Consider the following 12,658-nt stretch of genomic DNA (forward strand, 5'->3'; position numbering starts at 1 on the left):
GAAAGGCTTAGCTTCCGGGTTCGAAATGTAACCGGGCGTTTCCCTAACGCTATGACCACCGAAACACTATGAAACATTATCAACAACCGGCACTTTTGGTTGTTCGTGGTTTCAGAACCAACACAGTGGACGCGAGCAACTGAGGACAAGCCCTCGGCCTATTAGTACCAGTCAACTCCACCCGTTACCAGGCTTCCATATCTGGCCTATCAACCCAGTCGTCTACTGGGAGCCTTACCCCATCAAGTGGGTGGGAGTCCTCATCTCGAAGCAGGCTTCCCGCTTAGATGCTTTCAGCGGTTATCCCTCCCGAACGTAGCCAACCAGCCATGCCCTTGGCAGAACAACTGGCACACCAGAGGTTCGTCCGTCCCGGTCCTCTCGTACTAGGGACAGCCCTTCTCAAGACTCCTACGCGCACAGCGGATAGGGACCGAACTGTCTCACGACGTTCTAAACCCAGCTCGCGTACCGCTTTAATGGGCGAACAGCCCAACCCTTGGGACCGACTCCAGCCCCAGGATGCGACGAGCCGACATCGAGGTGCCAAACCATCCCGTCGATATGGACTCTTGGGGAAGATCAGCCTGTTATCCCCGGGGTACCTTTTATCCGTTGAGCGACGGCGCTTCCACAAGCCACCGCCGGATCACTAGTCCCGACTTTCGTCCCTGCTCGACCCGTCGGTCTCACAGTCAAGCTCCCTTGTGCACTTACACTCAACACCTGATTGCCAACCAGGCTGAGGGAACCTTTGGGCGCCTCCGTTACTCTTTAGGAGGCAACCGCCCCAGTTAAACTACCCACCAGACACTGTCCCTGATCCGGATCACGGACCCAGGTTAGACATCCAGCACGACCAGAGTGGTATTTCAACGACGACTCCACACACACTGGCGTGCATGCTTCACAGTCTCCCACCTATCCTACACAAGCCGAACCGAACACCAATATCAAGCTATAGTAAAGGTCCCGGGGTCTTTCCGTCCTGCTGCGCGAAACGAGCATCTTTACTCGTAGTGCAATTTCACCGGGCCTATGGTTGAGACAGTCGAGAAGTCGTTACGCCATTCGTGCAGGTCGGAACTTACCCGACAAGGAATTTCGCTACCTTAGGATGGTTATAGTTACCACCGCCGTTTACTGGCGCTTAAGTTCTCAGCTTCGCCTGGACGAATCCAAGCTAACCGGTCCCCTTAACGTTCCAGCACCGGGCAGGCGTCAGTCCGTATACATCGCCTTACGGCTTCGCACGGACCTGTGTTTTTAGTAAACAGTCGCTTCTCGCTGGTCTCTGCGGCCACACCCAGCTCAGAGTGCAAGACTCATCACCAGACATGGCCCCCCCTTCTCCCGAAGTTACGGGGGCATTTTGCCGAGTTCCTTAACCATAGTTCACCCGAACGCCTCGGTATTCTCTACCTGACCACCTGAGTCGGTTTAGGGTACGGGCCGCCATGAAACTCGCTAGAGGCTTTTCTCGACAGCATAGGATCATCCACTTCACCACAATCGGCTCGGCATCAGGTCTCAGCCTTAACGTGTGACGGATTTACCTACCACACGGCCTACACCCTTACCCCGGGACAACCACCGCCCGGGCTGGACTACCTTCCTGCGTCACCCCATCGCTTACCTACTACAAGTCTGGTCCGTCGGCTCCACCACTTCCCTTTCCCCGAAGGGTCCAGGACGGCTTCACGGACTTAGCATCGCCTGATTCGATATTGGGCGTTTCAAAGCGGGTACCGGAATATCAACCGGTTGTCCATCGACTACGCCTGTCGGCCTCGCCTTAGGTCCCGACTTACCCTGGGCAGATCAGCTTGACCCAGGAACCCTTAGTCAATCGGCGCACACGTTTCCCACGTGTGTATCGCTACTCATGCCTGCATTCTCACTCGTGAACCGTCCACAACTCGCTTCCGCGGCTGCTTCACCCGGCACACGACGCTCCCCTACCCATCACAGTCCCCGTTGGGGGTATGTACTGCAATGACACGACTTCGGCGGTACGCTTGAGCCCCGCTACATTGTCGGCGCGGAATCACTTGACCAGTGAGCTATTACGCACTCTTTCAAGGGTGGCTGCTTCTAAGCCAACCTCCTGGTTGTCTCTGCGACTCCACATCCTTTCCCACTTAGCGTACGCTTAGGGGCCTTAGTCGATGCTCTGGGCTGTTTCCCTCTCGACCATGGAGCTTATCCCCCACAGTCTCACTGCCGCGCTCTCACTTACCGGCATTCGGAGTTTGGCTAAGGTCAGTAACCCGGTAGGGCCCATCGCCTATCCAGTGCTCTACCTCCGGCAAGAAACACACGACGCTGCACCTAAATGCATTTCGGGGAGAACCAGCTATCACGGAGTTTGATTGGCCTTTCACCCCTAACCACAGGTCATCCCCCAGGTTTTCAACCCTGGTGGGTTCGGTCCTCCACGAAGTCTTACCTCCGCTTCAACCTGCCCATGGCTAGATCACTCCGCTTCGGGTCTTGGGCGCGCTACTCAACCGCCCTATTCGGACTCGCTTTCGCTACGGCTTCCCCACACGGGTTAACCTCGCAACACACCGCAAACTCGCAGGCTCATTCTTCAAAAGGCACGCAGTCACGACACAAGAAGCAAGCTCCTTGTGCGACGCTCCCACGGCTTGTAGGCACACGGTTTCAGGTACTATTTCACTCCGCTCCCGCGGTACTTTTCACCATTCCCTCACGGTACTATCCGCTATCGGTCACCAGGGAATATTTAGGCTTAACGGGTGGTCCCGCCAGATTCACACGGGATTTCTCGGGCCCCGTGCTACTTGGGTGTCTCTCAAACGAGCCGCAATGATTTCAGCTACGGGGGTCTTACCCTCTACGCCGGACCTTTCGCATGTCCTTCGCCTATCACTACGGTTTCTGACTCGTCCTGTCGCCGGCAGACGACAGAAGAGAGATCCCACAACCCCCACGACGCAACCCCTGCCGGGTATCACACGCCATAGGTTTGGCCTCATCCAGTTTCGCTCGCCACTACTCCCGGAATCACGGTTGTTTTCTCTTCCTGCGGGTACTGAGATGTTTCACTTCCCCGCGTTCCCTCCACACTGCCTATGTGTTCAGCAGCGGGTGACAGCCCATGACGACTGCCGGGTTTCCCCATTCGGACACCCCCGGATCACAGCTCGGTTGACAGCTCCCCGGGGCCTATCGCGGCCTCCCACGTCCTTCATCGGTTCCTGGTGCCAAGGCATCCACCGTGCGCCCTTAAAAACTTGGCCACAGATGCTCGCGTCCACTGTGCAGTTCTCAAACAACGACCAGCCACCCACCACCCCCGATCCACGACCGGAGTTCACTGGGGCCAGCGCAGAAGGTTCAGGCTGTACAGCCCGCACCCTCAGACACCCAACAGCGTGCCCGACACGACCAGTTCACATTCACGTTCCACGCCGAAGCAGTACTAGCGAACCCTCACCCATCGTGCCGAATAGTCAACGTTCCACCCATGAGCAACCGTGCAGAACGTTTGTCTGCAGTCGGCTATATGCTCCTTAGAAAGGAGGTGATCCAGCCGCACCTTCCGGTACGGCTACCTTGTTACGACTTCGTCCCAATCGCCAGTCCCACCTTCGACGGCTCCCTCCACAAGGGTTGGGCCACCGGCTTCGGGTGTTACCGACTTTCGTGACGTGACGGGCGGTGTGTACAAGGCCCGGGAACGTATTCACCGCAGCAATGCTGATCTGCGATTACTAGCAACTCCAACTTCATGGGGTCGAGTTGCAGACCCCAATCCGAACTGAGACCGGCTTTTTGAGATTCGCTCCACCTCACGGCATCGCAGCTCATTGTACCGGCCATTGTAGCACGTGTGCAGCCCAAGACATAAGGGGCATGATGACTTGACGTCGTCCCCACCTTCCTCCGAGTTGACCCCGGCAGTCTCCTGTGAGTCCCCATCACCCCGAAAGGCATGCTGGCAACACAGAACAAGGGTTGCGCTCGTTGCGGGACTTAACCCAACATCTCACGACACGAGCTGACGACAGCCATGCACCACCTGTACACCGACCACAAGGGGGCGACCATCTCTGGCCGTTTCCGGTGTATGTCAAGCCTTGGTAAGGTTCTTCGCGTTGCGTCGAATTAAGCCACATGCTCCGCTGCTTGTGCGGGCCCCCGTCAATTCCTTTGAGTTTTAGCCTTGCGGCCGTACTCCCCAGGCGGGGCACTTAATGCGTTAGCTGCGGCACGGACGACGTGGAATGTCGCCCACACCTAGTGCCCAACGTTTACGGCGTGGACTACCAGGGTATCTAATCCTGTTCGCTCCCCACGCTTTCGCTCCTCAGCGTCAGTATCGGCCCAGAGATCCGCCTTCGCCACCGGTGTTCCTCCTGATATCTGCGCATTTCACCGCTACACCAGGAATTCCGATCTCCCCTACCGAACTCTAGCCTGCCCGTATCGAATGCAGACCCGGGGTTAAGCCCCGGGCTTTCACATCCGACGCGACAAGCCGCCTACGAGCTCTTTACGCCCAATAATTCCGGACAACGCTTGCGCCCTACGTATTACCGCGGCTGCTGGCACGTAGTTAGCCGGCGCTTCTTCTGCAGGTACCGTCACTTTCGCTTCTTCCCTGCTGAAAGAGGTTTACAACCCGAAGGCCGTCATCCCTCACGCGGCGTCGCTGCATCAGGCTTTCGCCCATTGTGCAATATTCCCCACTGCTGCCTCCCGTAGGAGTCTGGGCCGTGTCTCAGTCCCAGTGTGGCCGGTCGCCCTCTCAGGCCGGCTACCCGTCGTCGCCTTGGTAGGCCATCACCCCACCAACAAGCTGATAGGCCGCGGGCTCATCCTGCACCGCCGGAGCTTTCCACCCTCAAGCATGCGCTCGAAGGTAATATCCGGTATTAGACCCCGTTTCCAGGGCTTGTCCCAGAGTGCAGGGCAGATTGCCCACGTGTTACTCACCCGTTCGCCACTAATCCACCCCGAAAGGCTTCATCGTTCGACTTGCATGTGTTAAGCACGCCGCCAGCGTTCGTCCTGAGCCAGGATCAAACTCTCCGTGAATGTGTACCCGTAATCGGGTTCAACACTCGCGTTGAGCGGAACAGCCAGGCGGAATAAGCCCGGCCGTTCACAGCGTCCTCGCTGTGTTTTTCAAAGGAACCTCATCCCAACCGAACGGCCGGGACGGGGTTATTTTATAGTCTGGCGTTGACTTTTGGCACGCTGTTGAGTTCTCAAGGAACGGACGCTTCCTTCGTACTCACCGAGACTCGGTCTCGGCTTTCCTCCGGGCGCTTCCCTTCGGTGTTTCCAACCTTACCAGATCCGTTTTCCGTTCCGTTTCCGGTCCGAATTCCGTTTCCGGCCCCCTGTTGGAGCGGGGTGTTTCGCGCCTTCCGGCGTGATCACTACTTTAGCGGATTTCCCCGGCGACTCCTAATCGGAGTCTCGGACCGAATTCCGGCATGCCAAAATTCATCCCGTTCAGGGGCCGTGCAGTAGTGGATCCCGCCGAGCTGGCGTGAAACGCCGCCCCGAAAAACCGATCCGGCTCCGTGGCAGCTCGGAGTACATTACGGATCCGCTGCCCCCGTGTCAACCCGCGGCCCCACCGCGTCAGTCGAGGCCCTGGAGCCTTCCGCCGGCGTCCGGCTGGGCCGTCTCCACCCGGCGGAGCAGCCGGGTCAGGAGCTCGCCGAGCTTGCCACGGTCGTCGCCGGTGAGGTCCTGGAGGAGCTCCTCCTCGAAGACCGAGGCGAGCCGCATCGCGTCCAGCCACTTCTCCCGGCCGTCGTCCGTGAGACCGACGATCACCCGGACGCGGTTGCTGCCGTCGCGCTCCCGGGTCACGAGGCCCTCCGCGACCATGCGGTCGATGCGGTGCGTCATGGCGGCGGGGGTCAGGCCGAGCCGCTTGGCCAGGTCGCCGGGGCCGAGGCGGTAGGGGCGGCCCGCGAGGACGAGGGCCTTGAGGACCTCCCACTCGGCATTGCTTATGCCCAGCTCGGCGGTCTGCCGACCGTACGCGACGTTCATGCGCCGATTGAGCCTGCTGAGGGCCGAGACCACCTTCTCGACCTGCGGGTCCAGGTCCTGGAACTCGCGCTGGTAGGCGGCGATCTGCTCTTCGAGGCTCGGCTCGGCGGGGCCGGGGGTGTCAGCCATGAGCGGCAGTATGACATGACCCCTTGCCGCTAAAGCCCTTTGATGTGTACTCTTTAGCTTCGAAGTTTACGTCTGAAGTCTTCAGGCCTGGACTGTTGCCCTGCGGGGCAGCAGTCCAGGCCGCTTCTCGGCCTAGGGGGTGAGTGTGACCACCGCGATGGGCGCAGCACTGCGCCGGATCCAGCTGGGCAACGCGCTGAGCGCGTTCGGCAACGGCTTCACGGTCCCGTACCTGTTCATCTACGTGTCACAGGTCCGGAATCTCGGCGCGACCACGGCAGGTGTCGTGCTTGCGACGTTCGCCGTCGCCGCGCTGCTCGTGCTGCCGTTCGTCGGCCGCACGATCGACCGCCGCGGTCCGCTGCCCGTTGCCGTCGCGGGTACGGTCTCCGCCGCCGTCGGGTCGATGGGCCTCGGCCTGGCCGACACCCAGTCGCTGGTGATCGCGGCAGCGGCGGCGCTGGGTGCCGGTATAGCGGTCATCCAGCCGGCGCTGGCGACGATGATCGTCTGGTGCTCGACGACCACCACGCGGTCGCGCTCGTTCGCCATGCAGTTCTTCCTCAACAACCTCGGTCTCGGCGTCGGTGGCCTGCTCGGCGGCCAGATCGTGGACACGTCCGACGCGTCGAGCTTCGTGCGGCTCTTCGCGATCGAGTCCGCGATGTTCCTGGTGCTGGGTGCCACGGTCGCGACCGTGCGGCTGCCGAAGGCCCCCAGGGTCGACGACGCGATACCGGCCGACGGCTCCGCGAAGAGCGGCTGGCGGACGCTGCTCTCGGACCGGGCGATGGTGCAGCTGCTGGTCCTGGGCTTCGTGATGTTCTTCGCCTGCTACGGCCAGTTCGAGTCCGGTCTCGCGGCCTACGCGGTGGAGGTCACCAAGATCTCGCCGTCGACGCTGGGCATCGCCCTGGCGGCGAACACGGCGGCGATCGTGCTGACCCAGTTCGTCGTGCTGCGGCTGGTCGAGCGGCGCCGGCGCAGCCGGGTCGTCGCGCTGGTGGGGCTGATATGGACCGTGGCGTGGATCGCCGCCGGGGTCTCGGGCCTCATATCGGGGTCGCACGCCGTCGCGGCCACGCTGCTGATCTCGACGTTCTCCCTCTTCGGCATCGGCGAGTCGATGCTGTCGCCGACGATGGCCCCGCTGGTGGCCGATCTGGCGCCGGCCCGGCTGGTCGGTCAGTACAACTCGGCCTTCGCCCTGGTGAAGCAGCTGGCACTGGCCGCCGGTCCGGCCGCGGGCGGGATGATGGCGGGCGCCGGACTGTACGCGCCCTACATCGTGCTGCTGGTGCTGTGCTCGCTGGGGATCTCGGTGCTGGCGCTGCGGATGGGCAGCAGGCTCACGCCCGCCCAGGACAATCCGGTGCGCGCCGCCGAGGAGCGGCGGGCGGATGCCGCCGCCGTCGCCGTGGAGGCGTCCGTGATCGCGGGCGATGCCGACCGACGGATGCCGGTGGGCGTCTGACGGCGGTCCCGTTCGGGACCCGTCGCCGTTCCGCTCCGCCGCCGGGCCGCCCCAAGGGGCGGCCCGCCTCATACGTGGGCGGGCTTCTCCGGGAGGGCGAATTCGCACCAGACGGCCTTGCCGCCGCCGGGCGTGCGCCGGGAGCCCCAGGAGGAGGCGATGGTCGCGACGATGGAGATGCCGCGTCCCGCCTCGTCGGCCGGCTCCGCGCGACGGCGCCGCGGGAGGTGGTCGTCCCCGTCGGTGACCTCGATGATCAGGCGCCGGTCGGTGCGGCGCAGGCGCAGGCGCATCGGGGGCATGCCGTGCTGGAGCGAGTTGGCCACGAGTTCGCTGGCGGCCAGGACGCCCAGGTCGCGGAGGTCGGCGGGGAAGCGCCAGCTGGCCAGGACGCCGGAGGCGAAGGCGCGGGCGCGGGGCGCGGCCTCGATGCCGCCGAGCAGTTCGAGCGCGGCGTTGTGGAAGAGCTCCGCATCGTGGCCGGTGCGGGCGGGGTGCTGGAGGACGAGGACGGCGACGTCGTCGTCGTGTTCCTCCGTGATGCCGAGGGTGCGGATGAGGCGGTCGCACATGACCTGGGGCGATCCGGTGGCGCCGGCGAAGGCGCGCTCGAGGGCGGTGACGCCCTCGTCGATGTCCTCGCGGCGCCGCTCGACGAGGCCGTCCGTATAGAGGACGGCGCTGGAGCCGGGCCCGAGCGGGACGCTTCCCGAGGTGTGCAGCCAGCCGCCGGTGCCCAGCGGGGGGCCGGTCGGCTCGGCGGCACGGTGGACCGTGCCCTCCGGGTCGCGGACGAGGATCGGCAGGTGGCCGGCGGACGCGTAGACGAGCCGGCCCTCGTTGGGATCGTGGACGGCGTAGACGCAGGTGGCGATCTGGGTGGCGTCGATCTCCGCGGCCAGCCCGTCGAGGAGCTGGAGCACCTCGTGGGGCGGCAGATCGAGGCGGGCGTAGGCCCGGACCGCCGTGCGGAGCTGGCCCATGACGGCGGCGGCGCGCACCCCGCGGCCCATGACGTCGCCGATGACCAGGGCCGTGCGGCCGGCGCCGAGGGTGATCACGTCGTACCAGTCGCCGCCGACGGCGGTGTCTTTGCCGCCGGGCTGATAGGTGGCGGCGACCCGGAGGTCGTCGGGCTGCTCCAGCTCCTGGGGGAGGAGGCTGCGCTGGAGGGTGACGGCGGCCTCGCGCTGGCGGCGTTCGCTGATGCGCAGCCGCTCGGCGGCCTCCACCTGGTCGGTGACGTCCGCGGCGAAGACGAGGACGCCGGGCTGGGCGCCGTCGCGTTCGTCCGGCCCGCCGTCCCCGGCCCGGCCGGCCCCGACCTGGATGGGGGAGCAGGTGAAGGTGTAGTAGCCGTGCCGGATGCGGGTGTCCCGGTCGGGGGCGCCGGGGGTGTCGGCCGCGGTGACGCGGCGGGACTTGACGGTGCGGGGCCGGCCGCTGCGCAGGACCTGGTCCATGAGGGCGAGCAGGCCGAGCTCCTGCAGCTCGGGGAGGGCCTCGCGGGCGGGTCCGCCGGGGGTGCGGGGGCCGAAGAGGGCGGCGTAGGCGTCGTTGACGTAGGCGATGCGGTGATCGGGCCCGTAGACGACGGCGACGAGGGCCGGGACCTGGCCGAGCAGGTCGTGGACGGAGAGCCCGTCGAGAGTGGGGACGGGCGCGGTGTGCGGGCCGGATCCGGCGCGGGCCGCGGGGACGGAGCCGGCGGCGGCCGGTGCGGTGGCGGTCTTGCGGTCGGCGCGGGCCGCGGCTCGGCGCTGTGTGCCGGGGAGCCGGGCGCTCCAGCGGGTGAAGTTCACTGAGGATTACCTCGCGGAGTCGGTCCGGATCAGCTCGGCGACGTGGGGTGGCGAAGCCGCGCGCCCGGCGCGCGGGCGTTGTTGGCGGTGCGGGGGCCGGCCCCCGGGGGAATGCAGCAAACGTCCAAATCCTCGCGATCGTTACTCTTCGGAAGTGCGGACCCACCCATGGTCACACGTCCAGTGTGGCCGACCGGGCTGACATCCGTGAGACGTCGGAGCCGTCGCCGGGAGTTCCCCGCTCCGGCGTCGGCGTGGCGCGTGCGTCAACTGGCCTCCGGATGGCGGCCGGTGCCCGCGGCGAGTTCGAATTCCGCCCGGGGGTTCTCCAGCGAGCCCAGCGAGACGATCTCACGCTTGAACAGTCCCGCGAGGGTCCATTCGGCGAGGACGCGCGCCTTGCGGTTGAAGGTGGGGACGCGACTGAGGTGGTAGGCGCGGTGCAGGAACCAGGCGGGGTAGCCCTTGAACTTCTGTCCGTAGACGTGTGCGACACCCTTGTGGAGGCCGAGCGAGGCGACCGAGCCGACGTAGGCGTGCCGGTAGTGGCGCAGGGAGTGGCCGCGCAGGGAGCAGAGGACGTTGCCGGCGAGGATCTTCGACTGGCGGACGGCGTGCTGGGCGTTGGGCGCGCAGTACACGCCCTCGCTCCCGGCCGTCAGGTCCGGGACGGCCGCGGCGTCGCCGGCGGCCCAGGCGTGGTCGGTGCCCTCCACCCGAAGGTCGGGCCGGCACCGGACGCGGCCGCGTTCGTCGAGCGGGAGATCGGTGGCGGCGAGGACGGGGTGCGGCCGGACCCCGGCGGTCCACACCAGGGTGCGGGCGGGGTGGCGCGAGCCGTCGCTGAGCACCGCGACGCGGTCCTCGCAGGAGTCGAGGCGGGTCCCGAGGCGTACGTCGATGTTGCGGCCGCGCAGTTCCCGCAGGGCGTAGCGGCCCATCTCGGGGCCGACTTCGGGGAGGATCCGGTCGGTGGCCTCGACGAGCAGGAACCGCAGGTCGTCGGGGGAGATGTTGTGGTAGTAGCGGGACGCGTAGCGGGCCATGTCCTCCAGCTCGGCCAGGGCCTCCACGCCCGCGTAGCCGCCGCCGACGAAGACGAAGGTGAGGGCGGCGTCGCGGACCTCGGGGTCGCGGGTGGAGGAGGCGATGTCGAGCTGTTCGAGGACGTGGTTGCGCAGGCCGATGGCCTCTTCGACGGTCTTGAAGCCGATGCCGTGCTCGGCGAGTCCGGGGACGGGGAGGGTGCGGGAGACGGAGCCGGGGGCGACGATCAGTTCGTCGTAGTGGAGGGGGATGTCGCCGACGCCCTCCTCCTCGGTGGCGAGGGTGCTCACGTGCACGGTGCGTCCGGCGTGGTCGACGGAGGTCACCTCGCCGACGACGACCTCGCACCGCTTGAGGGTGCGGCGGAGCGGGACGACGACGTGGCGCGGCGAGATGGAGCCGGCCGCGGCCTCGGGGAGGAAGGGCTGGTAGGTCATGTAGGGGTCGGGGCTGACGACCAGGATCTCGGCCTCGCCCTTTCTGAGCCGGCGCTGGAGGTGCAGCGCGGCGTACATGCCCACGTATCCGCCGCCCACGACCAGAATGCGCGCCGCTCGCCTCACCGCCGATTCTTTGGCCAAGGCTGTCCCTTCGCATCCTCGCGTTCACAGCTCTCTCCCATGACGCACCGAGTTACCGGAGTTTGTCCACAGGGCCGGGCCGAACATATGACTGGCGGCAGAGCTGGCCTGCCGCCCGTCCTGTTGCCCCTGTCGTAAGAAGGTCCGCAGGTCAGCAAGGATGCGCCGGGGTGGTGAAGTGGTGCGGAATCAACCGGCTCCCGGCGCGTACTCCAATTGGGGGTGGACTGTGCGGAACTACCCCCCTTCTTTCTTGACGTGGGCTCAACTATGTTCGTACTTCGTCGGGGCGCCGAAAGCGCCGTGTCCCGGCAGTCAGGGCGGGGAGTCTCCGGGGGGAGACGTCATAACCGGGGGAAAACATGCCAATTCAGGGCACTCATTGGTCGACCGCTGTCGCGCCGTCGGACGGCAACGGCGGTCGTAACACGCCGCTGCGCGTGGACGCCCAGCGCAACCTGGAGCACGTGCCTGAGGGCGGCTCGCGAGGTCTTCGGCGAGCTGGGGTACGGGGCGCCGATGGAGGACGTGGCGCGCCGGGCCCGCGTGGGCGTCGGACGGTCTACCGACGGTTCCCGAGCAAGGACGTACTGGTCAGGCGCATAGCCGAGGAAGAGACCGCACGGCTGACCGAGCAGGCGCGCACGGCTCTGGGCCAGGAGGACGAGCCGTGGTCCGCGCTGTCGCGGTTCCTGCGCACCTCGGTGGCCTCGGGCGCGGGGCGGCTGCTGCCGCCGCAGGTGCTGCGCGTCGGGGTCGAGGTGGAGGCCGCGGAGCCGGCCGTGCCGCCGCAGGCGCGGGTGCCGCAGCAGCGGCAGCCGGGCGGGTCCCGGCGGCCAGCTGCACGAGCTGCGGCTCGTCGAGCACCGGCGGCCCCCGTCGAGGAGCGGGACGGTGCGGGCGCCGCGGCGCTGCTGCGAGGTCGTCGGGCGTCTGGTGGACCGGGCCCGGTCGGCCGGCGAGCTGCGCCCGGACGTCACGGTCGCCGACGTGCTGCTGGTGATCGCCACGGCGGCACCCTCGCTGCCGGACGCGGCGCAGCAGGCGGCCGCGTCCTCGCGGCTGCTGGACATCCTGCTGGAGGGGCTGCGCTCGCGGCCTGCCGCGTAGGCCGGCCGGCCGGGCTCCGGTCCGTAGGTGAGTCGGATCGGCGCAGCGGCGATCGACGCAGCGGCGATCCGGGTGCTCCCGAAAGGAGGCGGGCGTTCGGAAGGTGTTCCCGGTCGGGTGACCGTTGATTGACTGTCGAGACGGGCGGACAGCGGCCGATGGCGTGTGGCCGCCGAGCGCTCCGGTGTGCGAAGGCTCCCCGGACGAGTGGTTGCCGTTCGTGCGTCTGCACAGGCGCAGGTGGCTGTGCGACGCTGGGCCGCTGTTCGGTGTCCGGCGTGCACGGGAGCCTCCGCTATGGGAGTGACGGGCGGGAAGAGCCGCACGGGAGCGAGGAGTCGAGCGCTGCGGCATCGCATCGCGCGCCGCCCGGCGTACCCGGCCAGGGCGGTCCGCGCGGCCGTGGCCGGGCCCGCCACGGCGGCGGGCCGAGCCTGCCCCAGCAGCGCGGGAGCGAGTGGGGCGGCGCGTTC

At 66.1% G+C, this 12,658-nt stretch carries 4 protein-coding genes, 3 rRNA genes and 1 pseudogene; 2 read left to right on the forward strand and 6 right to left on the reverse strand.

The genetic code is table 11. The features are described 5' to 3' along the window. The 4 genes from rrf to ABD794_RS01735 form a co-directional block, all read right to left on the reverse strand. Positions 1–63 (reverse strand): 5S ribosomal RNA (gene rrf / locus ABD794_RS01720); the annotation flags it as partial. Positions 64–141: 78 nt separating this feature from the next. Then, positions 142–3,266 (reverse strand): 23S ribosomal RNA (locus ABD794_RS01725). Between the two features lie 277 nt (positions 3,267–3,543). Then, a 16S ribosomal RNA gene (locus ABD794_RS01730) occupies positions 3,544–5,067 on the reverse strand. A 555-nt stretch (positions 5,068–5,622) separates the two neighbouring features. Continuing rightward, a complete protein-coding gene (locus tag ABD794_RS01735; RefSeq protein WP_344960518.1) occupies positions 5,623–6,171 on the reverse strand; it encodes a MarR family winged helix-turn-helix transcriptional regulator in 549 nt (182 codons plus the stop codon). A gap of 145 nt (positions 6,172–6,316) precedes the next feature. Here ABD794_RS01735 and ABD794_RS01740 point away from each other — a divergent pair, with 145 nt between their 5' ends. After that, the gene (locus ABD794_RS01740; protein WP_344960519.1) at positions 6,317–7,645 is read left to right on the forward strand and encodes an MFS transporter; all 1,329 of its coding nucleotides are present in this window, start codon (positions 6,317–6,319) and stop codon (positions 7,643–7,645) included. 68 nt (positions 7,646–7,713) lie between these two features. On the opposite strand, the gene ABD794_RS01745 is transcribed toward ABD794_RS01740, so the two are convergent. Next, the gene (locus tag ABD794_RS01745; RefSeq protein WP_344960520.1) at positions 7,714–9,447 is read right to left on the reverse strand and encodes an ATP-binding SpoIIE family protein phosphatase; all 1,734 of its coding nucleotides are present in this window, start codon (positions 9,445–9,447) and stop codon (positions 7,714–7,716) included. Positions 9,448–9,713: 266 nt separating this feature from the next. Further along, positions 9,714–11,009, reverse strand: a complete 1,296-nt coding sequence (locus tag ABD794_RS01750; RefSeq protein ID WP_344960521.1) for an NAD(P)/FAD-dependent oxidoreductase — start codon at positions 11,007–11,009, stop codon at positions 9,714–9,716. A gap of 428 nt (positions 11,010–11,437) precedes the next feature. On the opposite strand from ABD794_RS01750, the pseudogene ABD794_RS01755 reads away from it, so the two are divergent. Further along, positions 11,438–12,185: pseudogene (locus ABD794_RS01755) on the forward strand (TetR/AcrR family transcriptional regulator). Positions 12,186–12,658 lie beyond the last annotated feature (473 nt).

The organism is Streptomyces thioluteus (genome assembly GCF_039535865.1).

Excerpts from the sequence above, each read along its gene's own strand:
- ABD794_RS01750 (WP_344960521.1), bottom strand. The coding sequence starts at position 11,009 with ATGTACGCCGCGCTGCACCTCCAGCGCCGGCTCAGAAAGGGCGAGGCC.
- ABD794_RS01735 (WP_344960518.1), bottom strand. The coding sequence starts at position 6,171 with ATGGCTGACACCCCCGGCCCCGCCGAGCCGAGCCTCGAAGAGCAGATC.